Origin of the sequence: Kribbella sp. NPDC050124 (genome assembly GCF_044460355.1) — a bacterium.
GTDB lineage: Bacteria > Actinomycetota > Actinomycetes > Propionibacteriales > Kribbellaceae > Kribbella.
Map to the genome: position 1 here is coordinate 1 of NZ_JBITJU010000053.1, position 14,907 is coordinate 14,907.

At 65.2% G+C, this 14,907-nt stretch carries 17 protein-coding genes; 5 read left to right on the forward strand and 12 right to left on the reverse strand.

Features of this window, described 5'->3' with window-relative positions:
• Positions 1-77 precede the first annotated feature (77 nt).
• From ACIBL3_RS46570 to ACIBL3_RS46615, 10 genes are all read right to left on the reverse strand, one after another.
• Positions 78-347, reverse strand: a complete 270-nt coding sequence (locus ACIBL3_RS46570; RefSeq protein WP_396360495.1) for a hypothetical protein — start codon at positions 345-347, stop codon at positions 78-80.
• The gene (locus tag ACIBL3_RS46575; protein ID WP_396360496.1) at positions 347-484 is read right to left on the reverse strand and encodes a hypothetical protein; all 138 of its coding nucleotides are present in this window, start codon (positions 482-484) and stop codon (positions 347-349) included. The genes ACIBL3_RS46570 and ACIBL3_RS46575 overlap by 1 nt, the downstream gene beginning before the upstream one ends.
• Before the next feature lie 258 nt (positions 485-742).
• Positions 743-1,333 (reverse strand): TetR/AcrR family transcriptional regulator, encoded by a 591-nt coding sequence (locus tag ACIBL3_RS46580; protein ID WP_396360511.1) that lies wholly within the window; start codon positions 1,331-1,333, stop codon positions 743-745.
• A 317-nt stretch (positions 1,334-1,650) separates the two neighbouring features.
• A complete protein-coding gene (locus tag ACIBL3_RS46585; protein WP_396360497.1) occupies positions 1,651-2,031 on the reverse strand; it encodes a hypothetical protein in 381 nt (126 codons plus the stop codon).
• Positions 2,032-2,079: 48 nt separating this feature from the next.
• Positions 2,080-2,244, reverse strand: a complete 165-nt coding sequence (locus ACIBL3_RS46590; protein ID WP_396360498.1) for a hypothetical protein — start codon at positions 2,242-2,244, stop codon at positions 2,080-2,082.
• The gene (locus ACIBL3_RS46595; RefSeq protein ID WP_396360499.1) at positions 2,241-3,164 is read right to left on the reverse strand and encodes an RNA polymerase sigma-70 factor; all 924 of its coding nucleotides are present in this window, start codon (positions 3,162-3,164) and stop codon (positions 2,241-2,243) included. Before ACIBL3_RS46595 ends, ACIBL3_RS46590 begins: the two co-directional genes overlap by 4 nt.
• Positions 3,161-4,096, reverse strand: a complete 936-nt coding sequence (locus ACIBL3_RS46600) for an NAD-dependent epimerase/dehydratase family protein (RefSeq protein WP_396360500.1) — start codon at positions 4,094-4,096, stop codon at positions 3,161-3,163. The genes ACIBL3_RS46595 and ACIBL3_RS46600 overlap by 4 nt, the downstream gene beginning before the upstream one ends.
• Positions 4,097-4,317: 221 nt before the next feature.
• Positions 4,318-4,680, reverse strand: a complete 363-nt coding sequence (locus tag ACIBL3_RS46605; protein WP_396360501.1) for a hypothetical protein — start codon at positions 4,678-4,680, stop codon at positions 4,318-4,320.
• Between the two features lie 32 nt (positions 4,681-4,712).
• Positions 4,713-5,210, reverse strand: coding sequence for a DoxX family protein (locus tag ACIBL3_RS46610; protein WP_396360502.1), 498 nt, complete (start codon positions 5,208-5,210; stop codon positions 4,713-4,715).
• 65 nt (positions 5,211-5,275) lie between these two features.
• Positions 5,276-6,208, reverse strand: coding sequence for a haloalkane dehalogenase (locus ACIBL3_RS46615; protein ID WP_396360503.1), 933 nt, complete (start codon positions 6,206-6,208; stop codon positions 5,276-5,278).
• A 1,063-nt stretch (positions 6,209-7,271) separates the two neighbouring features.
• Here ACIBL3_RS46615 and ACIBL3_RS46620 point away from each other — a divergent pair.
• The 5 genes from ACIBL3_RS46620 (at position 7,272) to ACIBL3_RS46640 (ending at position 12,911) form a co-directional block, all read left to right on the forward strand.
• A complete protein-coding gene (locus ACIBL3_RS46620; RefSeq protein WP_396360504.1) occupies positions 7,272-8,741 on the forward strand; it encodes an alpha/beta hydrolase family protein in 1,470 nt (489 codons plus the stop codon).
• Between the two features lie 401 nt (positions 8,742-9,142).
• On the forward strand, positions 9,143-10,000 hold the full coding sequence (locus ACIBL3_RS46625; protein ID WP_396360505.1) for an NAD(P)H-binding protein: 858 nt from the start codon (positions 9,143-9,145) through the stop codon (positions 9,998-10,000).
• Between the two features lie 41 nt (positions 10,001-10,041).
• Positions 10,042-11,025: a hypothetical protein gene (locus tag ACIBL3_RS46630; protein WP_396360506.1), complete on the forward strand. Its 984-nt coding sequence runs from the start codon at positions 10,042-10,044 to the stop codon at positions 11,023-11,025.
• Between the two features lie 170 nt (positions 11,026-11,195).
• Positions 11,196-12,245: an ABC transporter permease gene (locus ACIBL3_RS46635; RefSeq protein ID WP_396360507.1), complete on the forward strand. Its 1,050-nt coding sequence runs from the start codon at positions 11,196-11,198 to the stop codon at positions 12,243-12,245.
• A 102-nt stretch (positions 12,246-12,347) separates the two neighbouring features.
• Positions 12,348-12,911: a GNAT family N-acetyltransferase gene (locus tag ACIBL3_RS46640; protein ID WP_396360508.1), complete on the forward strand. Its 564-nt coding sequence runs from the start codon at positions 12,348-12,350 to the stop codon at positions 12,909-12,911.
• Between the two features lie 112 nt (positions 12,912-13,023).
• Here the strand turns inward: ACIBL3_RS46640 and ACIBL3_RS46645 are convergent, their stop codons facing one another.
• Both ACIBL3_RS46645 and ACIBL3_RS46650 read right to left on the reverse strand, forming a co-directional pair.
• The gene (locus ACIBL3_RS46645) at positions 13,024-13,512 is read right to left on the reverse strand and encodes a MarR family winged helix-turn-helix transcriptional regulator (RefSeq protein ID WP_396360509.1); all 489 of its coding nucleotides are present in this window, start codon (positions 13,510-13,512) and stop codon (positions 13,024-13,026) included.
• A 205-nt stretch (positions 13,513-13,717) separates the two neighbouring features.
• Positions 13,718-14,443, reverse strand: a complete 726-nt coding sequence (locus ACIBL3_RS46650) for a class I SAM-dependent methyltransferase (RefSeq protein ID WP_396360510.1) — start codon at positions 14,441-14,443, stop codon at positions 13,718-13,720.
• Positions 14,444-14,907 lie beyond the last annotated feature (464 nt).

Below are 14,907 nucleotides of genomic sequence, written 5' to 3' on the forward strand. Positions count from 1 at the left end.
TGACACCACCACCGAGGCCCGCGATGCTCACTGACACCTCCAGGTGGTCCCATGCTCGTGGCAACGAGGTGGTCCCATCACGCTGGCAAGCGACAACTGGCAATGTTCGTCGTGTAACCGCCGTCGGAGAAAGCCAGCGCATGGGCCGCCCGGGTCGGCAATTCGGTCCACGACCAGGAGACCGGCTTGTCGACGGCTCCACGGATCGTGAAGTCCCACGCGTCCAGCGGCGTGTACGGGGTCGGGCCGGCCGACAACACCGGGAAATCCCGCGTGACGTACTGCCCGGGCGGTACTCGCGAAGAATCCGCAGTACGCCGGCCGACGAACCCTCTGGTGACCGTCATCAGGCCTTCTCACCAAGCTGCACGCGCAACAGCCACTGATGCTTCTCCAACGCCTCGACCACCCTGATCAAGACGTCCTGCGTGACCAGATCCGCGGCCCCGATCGACTCGAGTCGCGCCCGGATCCGCTCAGCCACCGCCGCCACCCTGCGGCCCAGCTCGCGCCACTCCCCCTTCCTCCCCACACAAAACAAATCGCTGCCAGCCGCACACCGACTCGCACCGTCCCCGGAAGCTCATCACCTCCGGCGTCTCGGGGCCCTGTGACTCCGCGCCAGAAGGCGGGGTCGACAGCCTGCCGGTCGGGGGCAGCTACTCGGGGGACGACCTCCGGCAGACGTCGGCCCAACGGACGCCTCCGTACCGCTCCGACGGTCAACGGATCGACCGACGGTTCACCTAGGCCAGAGGGCGCGGACGGCGTCGGGGAACCCGGCCACCGAGTCCGGGCCGCGTAGGGCCAGCTTGAGCAGGAAGCCCGGCAGGATCGACAGGATCACGCGGGCCACCATCTCGGCGGGCGCACCCGTCCAGGCACCTTCCTGCTGCCGTTCGCGAACGAATGCCGCCATAGTCTGGCTCATGCTGACCGCGGCGTCATCGAGTCGTTCGATCAGGCCAGGATTACGAAGCGACTCGGACCAGACCATCAGCGCGAGGGGGGCCAGCTGCTTGTCCTGGTGGCGCTCGACTACCGCTTCGAGAAGTTCCGCCATCACTTGACCGACCCCGCGCTCGCCCTCGAGGCGGGTCAGCGCAGTGCGCAGCAGCTGCGTGACGTCGTCGAGGTTCTGGGTCGCGACGCCGATGATGAGGTCGTCCTTGGTGGGAAAGTACCCATACACCGCGCCCGCAGACTTGCCGGCCTCGGTGAACACGTCCTGCATGGAGGTGCGATGAAAGCCGTTCCGGACGAAGCATCGGCGCGCCGCGGCCAGGATCTCGCCGCGCTGATCGTCCTTGTACTGCTGGCTCACCCGTGGCATCGGCAACCCTTTCTCTCTTCCGCGGCGGCGGCGAACGGCCACCGTCAGGTCGGCCTCGGCATCGGCCGGTTCGCTCTGTTGCCGATCAGACCGAAGACGACCTCGCCAGAAAGTCGCGTGCGCTGTCCCGCGCGTCCGCGGCTTCGACGGTGCCTCAGATCCTGACCTGGCGTCCGAGCGGTTGCCAGTAGATCGTCAAGGCCGCCTCTCGCAGGTATTTCCTCGAGGTCGTCTTTCGACCATCTCACAACCTGGCGAAACGACCAGCGCCAGGGAACCGTCAAGGTGCGACTGCTCGTTGCGCCAGAAACACTCAGTCATTCGGTGAAGTACTTCCAAGCTTTGCCGCCACCTTCCGAACTTGGGGCGTTCCATCGAATCTCAAGTACGTAGGTGACGCCTTCTTGGACGTCATAGTGGAAGGTGTCACAGCCCGCGTCTCCGCCGTCGTCTTCAGGACCTCCAAGGCCACCGCCCCCTGGTATGTACACCAATCCTGTCACGCCGTGCCCGTCGGCCCGGAGATCGCAGACTTCGAAGTTGTCGCCGTCGTCGATGTGACGGATGGAGCCGACCATCTGTGCGCTCTGCCAATAGATCAGTACCGTGTCGGCCGCGTTGGCGACAGTTGCGGTGCCTGCGAGCAGCGTGATCGCGGTGGCAAATACCAGGAGGGCGCGTGAAATCCAGGCCTTCATTGTAGAGACCTCTGTCCTTTCGTGAAGCATGAGCTTATGTCGTCAGATTCAATATTTTCCGGGTGTGATGACGCCGGAGACGAGCGCGTCGCCGGCGGCTGAACGTCGTACTGGGAACTGATTGGCGTCCAGCAGCCGGCGTGTGGTGGCGGGGTCCTTGACGGTCACTGTGTAGGCGACCGATGCCGGCAGCGAGGAGCGCTTCCCGGTCATTCCACAGATCGACGCGCCCGGTTGCCCTCGCGGATTACTGCCCAGGCGTCCGCCACAGGTCCTACGTGCCTGAGCTTGTCGGGGTTGATCACAGAACGGATCGTCTGAATCCGTCCGTCGAGGATTTCCAGGGCCCAGGTATTGACCACCCTGCCGTCCCGATCACGGAAGATCGCGCCTGGTTGGCCGTTCACATCGTGCGGCTCGACCAGGCCACCGATGCGCACCAACGGCGCCACGATCGCAGCAAGCACCCGGGCCACATTGTCGATCCCCACGATGCCTGCAGCCCACTGAGGTGCCTTACCGCCGGAGTCCGCAACGATCTGGACGTCGGCGGCGAGGAGCTCCCTCAGCCCGTCGACGTCCCCTTCTCTGAAGGCGTCAAAGAATCTCTCGGCGAGTTGCTCGCGGTCTCTTCGGTCGGCCGCGAACCGAGGCCGACCCGCGTCCATGTGGCGGCGCGCTCGTACGGCGAGCTGACGGCAGGCCGCCTCCGACCGCCCGACGGCCGCCGCAATCTCCGGGAAGTCGAACCCGAAAACCTCCCGCAGCACGAAGACAGCGCGTTCGAGCGGGCTGAGACGCTCCAGCAGCAACAGCGCCGCCATCGACATCGAGTCGGCCAGTTCAGCCGAACGCTCCGGGTCCTCGTAGGTGTCGGTCAGCAGCGGCTCGGGAAGCCATTGGCCTACGTACTCCTCCCGTCGGGCACGGGCAGACCGCAGGACGTCGATCGAGATTCGGGTGACAACAGCCGACAGGAAGGCCTTGGTCGATTGTGGCTGCGTCGGGGAGGCCGCATAGCGCATCCAGGTCTCCTGGACCGCGTCCTCTGCCTCGCTCACGCTGCCCAGGATTCTGTAGGCGATCGCAAACAGCAGCGGCCTCAGCTCCTCGAACTCCTCAGCTCGGGTCACGCCAAGCCTTCCTTGAAGCCCTCTCGCCACGACGGGTACCGCAGCTCCCAGTCGAGTTCCCGCTTGGCCTTGACGTTGGAAAAGGCACGTCCCTCGGTCATCATGATCACCACCACTTCACCGACCAGCATGCGAGCCAGCCATTTGGGCACCCGCATCGGAGGCTTGCCGCCGACGACCTTGGCCAGATAGGGCAGCCACTCGCTGGCCGGGGCCGGTTCGTCGTCAACGATGTTGAACACGCCATCGGCCTGCCGCTCCACAGCCAAGACGGTAGCGCTGGCGGCGTCGGTGAGATGAATCCACGAGGCATAGCCAGTGCCTTCACCCACGAGCGGGAACTTCCGCCGGCGCACGAGCTCGACCTGATCATCAGTAGCGCCCGGCCCGTACAGACCGCCGTACCGCAGCACCGCGCCGCCGGCCTTGACAACCGCGTCCTCCAGGTGGCGGATCGCCACCGCTCCAGCATGCTGTGACGTCCCTTCATGCATGTCAAGCGGGTCATCCTCGGTCTTGACCCATCCGCCTGCACGGATGCCGTTCCAGTTGGCGTAGCTCTGCGCGACGAAGTTCGACACTCCGGTCGCCTCGGCGGCGGCCAGCAGGTGGTCCGTGCCTTCGGTACGCAGCCGGTTGGTCGTGGCGAACCACCGATCCATGTGCTTGAAATTCGGTTCCGTTCCCGCGTTGACCGGGGAGATGGCCGTCATCTGGTGAACGATGGCGTCCGGCCGGGCTGCTGCCACTGCCTCACCTACCGACACCCCATCGAGCCCGTCCATCAGGACCGGCTCTGCGCCGAGTTGCTTCAACAGGCCAAACCTGCCCTTGCTTCTCGTCGTAGCTGTCACCTGGTGACCACGGGCTACAAGCTGCGGCACCAACTGCCGCCCCAGAACCCCTGCCGCGCCTGCCACGAACACCCGCATGTCCAATCACCTTTCTGATTCCAGAGTCTGTCTGTCGAACCCGAGACGAGACAGGTTGTCCATCTGTGACATGGGCGGAGAAGGTCCGCAGAATGGGGGCTCTGCCCCCCGCGATTGAGGCAGACAACCGGCTCCGCGGATACCCCACCTGTTCGTCTTGGCCAGCCGAGCTGCGGGAACAACTACTCCCGCAAGCGCTCCCGAGCCAACCTTCCCGCAATTCAGTACGAGCCGTGTGCCGGCGACCAGAACAGTGCCACGCTGACGTCCCCGATTGAGAGTGCCAGCAGGATGATCCACAGACCCGTGGAGATCTTGTCACGGCGACTTGTCCTGACGGCCAGCGCGAGGATGACGACGCTGATGCCCAGCTTGACGCCGATCTTCGCGGTGTCGACGGCGCCGCCGTTGGCTTCGATGACGCCGACCAGCGCAAGTCCTGTGACCACCGCGAGCCCGGCGCCGCCGCGTACCAGTCCGGTCACTTGCTTGTTCTGTTGCCGAGCCTGGCTGATCAGCCCACCGAGGAGGACCGAGAAGCCGAGCAGGTGGAGGAGCAGTAGTCCGAGGCGGACGATTTCCATGGTGATTCTCCGTGTCCGGTTGGGCGCCTGGCTCAGTTGACAGCGGCCGTCCGCCCCTCGAGTTTGTCGGGTGTGGTCGCGCGCGTGAGAAACACGAGGTTGGTGATCGTCGCCGGGACCAGCACGAGCAGGATGGGCACGAGCACGTCCTTCGAGATCGACGGCGCGGTCGCCAGTTCGCCCCACCGTGCGACCGCGATCGACGCGGCCAGCGACGCCCAGAGGGTGGTCTCCAGAGTCGCCAACCATTCACGGTTGCGGAGATGGAAACCGGCGGCCATCAGGGAGACGACGCCGATGCCCAGGGCAGCCAGTGGTGTGGTCCACTCGAGCTCGTTGATGAGCAGTGGTACGACGAGGGCGGTCGCTCCGGCGATCTCCGAGAGCCCGATGACGATGGTCAGGCGCCTGGGGACTTGGTCGAAGCCGATCCAGCGGTCGATGCCCTTGCCGATGACCTTCGGTAGGCCGGCGGCAAGGAAGAAGAGGGCTACGAATCCCTCTGCGACCCAGACGGTGATGTCAAACATTGCGATGTCTCCTGGTGGTTGGGACCGGTCCGGCCACGCGACTGCGGGCGGGACCGGTCAACTGATCACGTCGAGCTGATGAACGCGTTGACGGCTGCCGCGAACTCGGCGGGGCGGTCTTCCTGCACGAAGTGCGCCGCCCCTTCGATGGCCAGATGAGGCTGTCCCTTCGCGCCGGGAATGTGGTCGCTCAGGGCCGAGTGGTTGCCCCGAGTGACGTGGTCCTGGGCACTGAACAGACACAGGAACGGCGTGCGCAGCCGCTGCAGCACCTTCCACGCGTCGCTGATCATCGGGTTCGCTTCGTCGTCGGCGTTGATCGGGATGAGTACGGCGAACCGGCGTACGCCGTGCAGATACGCATCGGCCGGGTATGGCGCGTCATAGGCGGCTTGAACCGTGGCGGGTAGCTCGGTCAGCGAGAACCCGTCGACGATCGGGCCGCACCTGAGATCCTCGGTGCGTTGGGTGAGCTGCAGCCACTTCGCCATGTGCTGCCAGCCGGGTCCGAGGTCCGCGCCACCTTCCCGGAGTCCGGTGTTCGACGCGACCACGCGGCGGAACCGGTCGGGATTCTGTGCGAGTAGAAGCAGTCCGAGGGTCCCTCCCCAGTCATGGCAAACGAGTGTCACGTTGCGCAGGCCGAGTCGCTTGAACAGCGCTTCGCGCAGCCATCGCACGTGACTCGCGTAGGAGTAGGAGAACCGGTCGGCCACCTTGTCAGACTTGCCGTGGCCGACGAGGTCGACGGCGATACAGCGATGTCCGGCCGCCACCAGCGGCGGGATCACATGCCGGTACAGGTAGCTCCATGCAGGGTTGCCGTGCAGGAGCACGATGGTCTCCCCAGAAGCCTTCGACGGGTCGCTCGGCCGCTCGTCGACATAGTGCAGGCGCAGCGTCTCATCGGTTCCGGGCTCGAGCGGAACGGTGACGTAGTTCGGCTTGAACGGATAGTCGGGCAGGTCTGCGAACCGGTCGTCTGGCGTACGCAGCACGCTCGCTCCGCATTCCTCACCTCTTGCCGTTGCAGCATCTGCGCGTCTCAGGCCTGGCGCGGCCGCGAAGCCGGCGGCCAGACTGCCGGCCACGACGGCCGTGCCGGCGAGAAACCCTCGACGGCCACTGATCCGCCTCGATCCAGTGGTGTCCGGCATGTTGGCGGGTTGACGGTCCATCATCATCTCTGCCTTCTGTTGTGGGAGCTTCCTACAGAGCCCAAGAGCTGCGGTACCTGACGGTGTGGCACCGCCGGGGTTTGACGCCTGTCCGGCGCAGGGTCAGGCCGTCCTCGAGTCCGCATGCGTCTTGATAATATCTGGACGATATCATATGGACTCCATAGTACTCCACCTGCGTGGCCCGCACCGAGGCAGCGACCTTGCCAAGAGACCACGCCACGATCCTGCGCGGGGCGCATCCTGAGAACGCCAGCTGACAGCGGAGAACTTGCCGCCGGCACGAGGGAGAACATCTGCGAGGTAGCTGTTGGCGGGAGCACCGAGGGCTCAGCGATCGGTGATCTTGGCGACATGAGGCATCGTCAGGCGCAGGTCACTGAGCCCGTCCTGCAGGTGCGGGCGCCGGCTGGCGGGGGTCCATCGAATCCACAAATTATGAGTTGCATATCGTCTTGATCTGATACTCTGCTTCCAAGTCGGACAACCTTGGTTCTGCTTCGTGAAAGGATGGAGAATCTCCACATACTTCACCGAGTAGTTGAGTGTGCTGGCGCGACGGCCGGTGGTGCTGGTGGAGCCGTTTCGCGGCCTCTGATTCAGCTCTGCGCTTCGGTGCGTCGTACGTGTCCAGTCCGTCAAAGCTCCTGATAGGCCGTGCGTTCCTGAGGGCTACGCCAGCAGGACCGCTGGAGCACTCATATCCCCCGACGCCAAAGGCTTCTGCATCGGGGTCCCGCGAACCATGTTCGTTGCATTCTGCTCGGGCTCTGCTGGTCACAGCAGGCATCGCTCGTCGGCACATCGGCCTTGCACACTCGGCGGCGGCTCTCACCCGCCGCCGGACACCACTGGAGTTGAAGAGTTGAGACCTCTTGAGATCGTGCTGATCGCCGTCACCGCCGCGGCGTGGATTGCATTACTGATCCCGCTCCGGCTAACGCGCTGGTTATCCCAAGCGGCGGCGCTGCCGATGGCAGCCATGGTCATACAACTGGTCGAGGAAGGCCCTCGCTGGCAGCTCGCCCCCGCCTACTCTCTCGTCGTCTTGGTGAGCGGGGTCTGGCTGCGGCGGGTTTGGCGGCCGGAGATCAGGAGGACGGGCTCAAGTCGGTCCCGCCGATTCGCCGTCGGCTTCGCCGTCTCGCTGGCAGCGCTGGGGCTCGTCACCTCGGTCGCGGTACCGGCGCTGGTTCCCGTGTTTCACTTCCCGACACCCACCGGTCCCTATGCGATCGGCACGACCACATATCACTGGACCGACACCGATCGCCCGGAGGTCTTCACCGCCGATCCGGATGACCGGAGGGAACTGATGGTTCAGATTTGGTATCCCGCCGCGTCGTCCGGCTCCGGAGGGAAGGAGCCGTGGATACCGGATGCCGCCTCGGTCACGCCGGCTCTGGCGTATGCGTTACGACAACCCGCATTCGCCTTCAGCCACTTCAAGTACGTCACCACGCACTCGACGGCGTCTGCTCCGGCCGCCGCCACCGAGCGGGGCTTTCCCGTTCTGATCTTCCTGCACGGGTTCGGAGGTTTCCGGCAGCACAGCACTTTTCAGGTCGAGCACTTGGTGTCCCACGGCTACATAGTCGCTGCCATCGACCAGCCCTACGTGGCCGCATCGGTCGCGTTCCCGGACGGGCGCCGTATCACCGGACGGTCACGCGACGAGATGCTGCCGCTGGTCCGATCGAGCTACGCCGCCGTCGAGCCGGCGCCTCAGCTCAATGGGCGCGTCGTCGCCGATGGCATCATCTCGTACTTGGCCCAGGACGTACGATTCACGCTCGACCGACTCGTCGCCGTTCACCGGTCGGATCCGCACAACCTTCTCACCGGCAGCCTCGACCTCGATCGGGTCGGTGTGTTCGGGCCCTCGCTGGGCGGAATCGTCGCCGCCGAGGCATGCCGGCAGGATTTACGGCTGCGGGCATGTTTGATGATGGATTCGCCCATGCCGAAGATCGTTGTTTCTCAGGGGCTGTCCCAGCCGGCGATGTGGATCACCCGCGACTCCGAAACCTTCCGGCTCGAACACCTGCCACAGCCCGAAATCGACGAACACCTAGGCACGATGCGGAGCACCTTCGAGAGAACGCGAAGCGATCGTTACTTCGTTGTGGTGCGCGGCCTGTTCCATCTCAACCTGACCGACTACCCGCTGGTCTCGCCGCTGCTGCCTACCATCGGGGCCACTGGTCCGATCGGTTCCGACCGAGCCCACCACATCATCAACGCCTACTCGCGCGCGTTCTTCGACCGCCATCTCAACCAGCGATCCGCGACGCTTCTCGACACTCCAGCACAGCAGTATCGCGAAGTCCAGATGGAGATTCGCCGACGTTGAACCACGCTTCACCCCACCGACCAGGAGTCCGCAGCTCGCGGGCCTCACTGAGCGAGTGCCGTCCGTCCGGTGGCGCTGCCGGACGGCCGGCACTCTTCACTTCCCGAACGCGTCCGTGAGCAGGACGGCGTAGAAGGCTTCGTCGGTGACGCCCAGGGCCGGGGTGCCGGTCGATGCTGCGGAGGCCGACGCTGGCCTCAGCTCTGCCAGGCCAGCACCGCGGCTGCGGTGGCGTCGACCATGACGCCCGAGGTCGCGCACGACGATCAGCCTCGTCGGCTCAGTGCCGAGTCACGCCCGGCCGCCTCAGATGTGAGGTCCTTCATACAATATGGAACTCAAACTATCTGTTACTGTTCTCGTATCATATGAATGCCGGATCACTACCTGGAGGGGTTGTCATGATTTTGGTTTCTGGGGCTACTGGGACTGTCGGGCGCCCGCTGGTCGACCTGTTGCTGACTGAGGGTGCCGATGTTCGAGCGCTCACCCGCAACCGCTCGAGTGCGGGCCTACCGGATGGTGTCGAGGTTGTGGAGGGTGATCCGTCCCGCCCGGAGACGGTCGCTGACTCGTTGGACGGCGTCACGGCACTCTTCCTGCATCCTCGTGCCGTCGGCGACGCGGCCTTCGAAATGGTGGAGCTGGCCCGAGCGGCCGGTGTGCGGCGGGTGGTCGCGTTGTCGGCGGCCAACATCGACGACGACCCGGCCGAGCAGCCGTCCCGCTTCCGCGGAGATCGCAACCTCGAGGCCGAGCAGGCCGCAGTCGACAGCGGCCTGGAGTGGACCAGCCTCCGGGTCGGTTCGTTCGCGGTGAACACCATCGGCATGTGGGGACAGCAGATCCAGGCTGGTGACGTGGTGCGCTACGTCTACGCGGGGTTCGCCGAGTCGTTCATCCACGAGCGTGACATGGCCGCGGTGGCAGCCCGCGCACTGCTGACTGACGAGGTGGTGGGCCGGCGCCTGGTGCTTACTGGACCGGAGTCTCTCACCCATGCCGAGGCGGTTGCCGTCATCGGCGATGTCCTTGGCAGGCAACTGCACTTCCACGAGATCACACCGCAACAGGCCGTCGCCAGAATGACCGACCACGGGTTCCCGGAGTCTTTCGTGACTGTACTGATGGCCAGGTACGCGACCTACGCCACCACGCCCCAGCTCCCTCCCACTGGTGACGTGGAGAGCGTCCTGGGGCGCCCTGCGCTCAGCTACGCCCAGTGGGTCGCCGATCACGCCGCCGCATTCCGGGCCTAGGGCGCCACTGCTCGCCACCACACATCCAGGAGGAGCTCGACATGTACCGCTTTGCCATTGGGCTGACTGTGGCGCTGACGCTGGGCGCCGCTGCCGTGCCGGCAGCGGCCCTGGCGTCCCAACGCCCGCACGAATCTCCCGACGTCACCGAGTACGTCGGGCGGTGGAACTACGACCTGCCGGATCGCGACGACGGGATCAACGTCGCGGAGTTGAAGTGCCTGGCGGCCGAACCTGACTGCCCGAGCCCGTTTCCGTTCCAGGCACCGGGCTCGACGGTCCAGTTGCCACAGATCGGCGACATCGTCTTCTGGCCCGGCGCGGAGGGAACCGTCATCGGCCGCACCAACGTGGGCTGCACTTGGAGGTTCGCGGTGCACGAGCGCTCGCTCGAACTTGCCGACGGGCCGCAGTACTGCTTCAACCAGGTCATCGGCTCTGGCTACACCCTCACCCGATGGTCGATCGCCGTCACCGGACCGCAGGAGCGCGAGACCATCGCCGGAGTCAGCCACCACCCCGCGCGCGACTACCAGTTCGTCCTCGCTGACGGTCGCCGTACCAAGGTCGATGACAGCAAGCGGACCGACACCACCAGGCTGTTCACCGGAGACTGGGAGTACGACCCGCCGAATCCCGACGCCAACATCAACATCGGCATCTACCGAAACACGGGATCTGGTGGCGCGCCCACCGCGCGGCCACAGACGGGGCGGCTCACCGTCACATCCGCATCAGCCCATACCGTCGCCGTGCGGACGCCGGATGGTTGCCGATGGGACTTCGCCGTACGGGGCAACACAGCCGCGCTGCACCCGGCCGGGCAGACCTGTCAGCTGCCGGACGCCACGGTGGCAATCAGCTTCTGGACGATCGCCAGCGACGGCAAGCACCAAGCCAGTGTGATCAGAGGAAGCATCCAGGAAGACGGACAAACTTCGACCTACGCCCTCACCGGCGGTGCTCTGACAGAAATTCCACCTCGCTCGAGCGACGCAGACCGACCAACCCGGACTGCGCGGTGAAGCACCGGGCTGAACTACCAGCACAGAGTACGCCGGTTCGCCGTACTCATCCCCATATCCCCTACGAGTAGGCGACGCCGGCGCTCCGGGCCGGATCCCGGGCGCTGCCGGTCAGCCTCACACGCTCCATTGCCGACTGCATTCATCAACACCCACACAGAGGAACCATTGTGGAACTCGTCGAACTGACAAACGACACACAAACGACGCCGGGTGCTACCGGCGCCCCGCCGGGAGCATCGCCCTCGACAGGTTGGCGGAGGACCTTCGGCATCGGAGTCGGGCTCGCCTTGCTGGTGGGCGTACTGGTGACCGCGTTCGCCTGGCCACCAGCCGAGTCGGCGCCACGGGACGTCCCCGTCGCGGTCGTCGGACCTGCCGAGGCCATGGCTCAGCTCGAGCGGCAAGTGGCCGAGGTCATGCCGAATGCGCTGGAATTCCAGCATGCTGCCGATGTCGAAGCTGCCCGCCAGTTGATCCAGGACAGGGATGTGTACGGCGCCGTCGTACTTGAGCCGACCGAGCCGCCGCGGGTACTGATCGCGTCGGCGGGCGGCCCGGTCGTCGCGCAGATCCTGACGGGAATCGCAGGCCAACTCGCCGAGGGCGGCGGCGCCCCGATACGCGGTCCGGAGGTTGAAGACGTCGTACCTCTGTCCGGGGAAGACCCCCGCGGGTCGGTATTCACTGCCGCGGCCCTGCCGATGGTTTTGGGCGGCATGGTCATCGGAATCCTCATGTCGTTCCTTGTGACAGGCATGCGGCGGCGGATTGTCGGTGCGCTGATCGCCGCGGTCGCGGCCGGATGGGTCGTCACGTTGGTAACCCAGACCTGGCTCGGCGCGATCGGCGGCGATGCCTGGATCAACGCCGGCGCGGTCGGCTTGGTGGTCACGGCGATCTCGCTCACGATGATCGGCCTTGTTGCCGTGATCGGACCAGCGGGCATCGGCATCGGAGCAGTGACCATGTTCCTGGTCGGCAACTCGCTGTCCGGGGTCGCGTCCGCGCCGCAGATGTTGCCGACTGCCCTGGGCACGCTCGGACAGTTCCTCCCCGCGGGCGCGGGAGGCACGTTGCTGCGCTCGACGGGCTACTTCGACGGTGCAGGTGCCGGAAGACCTGTTCTGACCCTCGTCGCCTGGGTTGTGGCCGGACTGACGCTCGCCGTACTCGGCGGACGGCTTCGGCCGGCAAGCCGCAACGCTCTGGTCGGCTAAGCATCGCATGTCACGGTGGTTCCAGGATGAGGATGAAAATGCCTTTGCCTGTGAGACCACAGTCGATTTCAGGAGGAGGGCGTGACCCACACTATTAGAAGCGTGCAGCGGGATGATTGGCCCAAGGTCAGGGAGCTACGGTTGGCTGCTCTGCAAGATCCAGACGCACCTCTGGCCTTCGTCGGAACGCACGAAGAAGCTGCGGCCCTGCCCGATGGTTTCTGGCAAGACCGTACGACCAATGCTGCCGAGGGAAAGGCGGTGCGGCAGTTCGTCGCCGAGGATGAAACCGGGCGATGGTTGGGTTCGGTCAGCGTGCTGGTCGAACTGCCCGGCGCACCGGTGGCCTTGGGCACGGCGGCGACGGTGCCACAGACTCAGGTCGTCGGGGTCTTCGTTCGGCCTGAGGCGCGCGGCACCGGCCTGGCCGTCGAGCTCTTGCGGACGGCCGTCGAATGGTCGTGGACGCTGCCTGATCCCCGCGTCGAGCGGGTGCGCTTGTATGTGCACGAAAACAACGTCCGCGCCCAGGCCATGTACAGAAAGCTCGGCTTCGCGCGGACAGGCGCCTCGGTTCCCTTCGCCTGCGATACGACGCAACATGAGTTCGAACTTGCTGTTGACAGAGACGGCCGTGACAGTGCCGTCTCAGAAGGCGACGGCTGACCCCGGGTCGCCATCATGGACGACGTTCTGAGGCGGTTGGACGTGGTGTTGCAGGGGGCTGTTGATCGGATATGTCATGCAGTGCTACCCCCGGGCTGCTTCCTGCACCTCGTCAGCCGGTGGCGAGCTCGTCCGTGGCGCGCTGGCCGGCCTTCGTCGTCCGATCAAGGAAATCGGCGAGCACTTCGAGTTCTGTAACGCTGTAGTCCGCACAGATCTTGTTCATCGACGAGTTCATGCCCGACAAGAGCTTGAACAGTTCGGCGTTGCGGTCGCGGAGCGCGCGGACCGCTACGGCGCGGCGGTCGGCCGGATCGCGTTCCCGAGCGATCCAACCGCCGCGCTCGAGGCGGTCGAGGATGCCGGTGAGCGTCGCCGGATGCAGCCCGGAGCGGCTGGCGACGGCCGTAGGACTCAGTGGTCCTTCCCGGTTGATCAGGTCGAGGCAGGCGAGATCGGCGTCCTTGAGCCCGAGGTGAGTGCCAACCTGCCGGTTCAGCAGCGACATCTGGATGTTCATCTCGCGCAGCGATTCCCGGATCGTCGTGGTCAGCTGCCGGTGCCGCCGCTTCTCTCGAGCATCAGGTGCAACGGATGTCATATATCTCGCTCCTCGTACCGTATGACGCCAAATGTCATGATAGCTGACCACTGACCTCGATATCGGCCGCCGCGTATGCCCGACTCGCGATCGCCGCACACCCGCGGACACCGGGGCGGCGCCACGAACGGCGAGCCGTGGGGCCAGGCCAGAGCCTGCGTCCGGGATGGTCATTCCAGTGGGTTGGCCGCCGCCGGCCACGACTTCAGAGGGGACGGCTCTCGCCACGATGACATCGGACATAGAGGAGCTGCGGGACTTCCTGCCAGACCGGTGCGTGGTCTCGCGGTGGTTCACGCATCTGGTCGATGACCAGGCCTGCTCGCGTCAGCGCGTCAACGTAGGTACTTAGCATCCGGTGGTAGGCGCCGATGGGAAGCGCGTCGTTGTATAGGCCTGGACCATCCCAGTAGCCTTCGGCAAAGTAGCGCCCGACCGTCCGCCGAACGCTCTTGTTCGTATGGTCGACGAGATCGCCGGTAGCTGGTGTCTTGAAGCATGGGTGCGTGATCGAGAAGACAAACCAGCCCCCCGGCCGGAGTATGCGCGCAACGGACTGCAGGACACCGTCAAGGCTCGGGATGTCCATGAGCGCCAGATAGCAAACGGCCCCATCGAACGACCCGGAGGCGAGCCCCTCGAGAGTTTGCGCATCTCCTTGTAGGTAAGAGACACCGATCGGCTCGGCTTCCTCGTGCCGTCGCGCCAGAGCGAGGAGGTTCTCGGACAGATCGACGCCAGTCACGACGGCACCTTGGGCGGCCAGATACCGCGCCTCCCTACCCTGTCCGCACGCGACTGAGCAAACCTGTTGGCCTTCTACGCCGCCAACCAGCTCCTCGAAGGTGAGATCGGCGAGGACCGAGCCCTCGCCCACCCACGTGTCATACGCGGCCGCTACACCGTCGTACCTTGCCTCAACAGCATCCACAGTCGGCTCCTCCTGCCTGATTGTTGAATTGACCCGACGGCCCCTCCCAGCGGGGACGGAAGTTGATGACCTCGCCAACGAAACGATGCGCCTGAAGTGCACCTGCACTGGTGGCTACCGCTCGACTTGGCAGCCAAAGTGACAGAGGCGGCGGACGATGATCAGCTTCGATCGGCGCCTGAGCCGCGCACTAACACTACGGTACTCATATTATATGGATGCCACTGCACGGTGTAAACATCCGATGATGGACTCCGCGCCGTACGCGTGAGAGGCCACCGAAGGGCGTACCCGGGCATCTCACGCTCGCGAGATCTGTCCGGATGCCCGAGGCGCGGCTCCCGATCTCAGCGTCAAAGCATTTCACCGCTGAGGTTTTCTCACCGGGCGTGGATGCGTTGAGCGGTGTCGTGCTTGAGACAACGTTGTGGTGAACGGGGTGTGTCGTGTCTGCGGCGTGGGGT

Coding starts and splice junctions, on each gene's coding strand:
- ACIBL3_RS46580 (WP_396360511.1), bottom strand. CDS start 1,333: ATGCCACGGGTGAGCCAGCAGTACAAGGACGATCAGCGCGGCGAGATC.
- ACIBL3_RS46590 (WP_396360498.1), bottom strand. CDS start 2,244: ATGACCGGGAAGCGCTCCTCGCTGCCGGCATCGGTCGCCTACACAGTG.
- ACIBL3_RS46605 (WP_396360501.1), bottom strand. CDS start 4,680: ATGGAAATCGTCCGCCTCGGACTACTGCTCCTCCACCTGCTCGGCTTC.
- ACIBL3_RS46600 (WP_396360500.1), bottom strand. CDS start 4,096: ATGCGGGTGTTCGTGGCAGGCGCGGCAGGGGTTCTGGGGCGGCAGTTG.
- ACIBL3_RS46645 (WP_396360509.1), bottom strand. CDS start 13,512: ATGACATCCGTTGCACCTGATGCTCGAGAGAAGCGGCGGCACCGGCAG.
- ACIBL3_RS46610 (WP_396360502.1), bottom strand. CDS start 5,210: ATGTTTGACATCACCGTCTGGGTCGCAGAGGGATTCGTAGCCCTCTTC.
- ACIBL3_RS46570 (WP_396360495.1), bottom strand. CDS start 347: ATGACGGTCACCAGAGGGTTCGTCGGCCGGCGTACTGCGGATTCTTCG.
- ACIBL3_RS46585 (WP_396360497.1), bottom strand. CDS start 2,031: ATGAAGGCCTGGATTTCACGCGCCCTCCTGGTATTTGCCACCGCGATC.
- ACIBL3_RS46630 (WP_396360506.1), top strand. CDS start 10,042: ATGTACCGCTTTGCCATTGGGCTGACTGTGGCGCTGACGCTGGGCGCC.
- ACIBL3_RS46625 (WP_396360505.1), top strand. CDS start 9,143: ATGATTTTGGTTTCTGGGGCTACTGGGACTGTCGGGCGCCCGCTGGTC.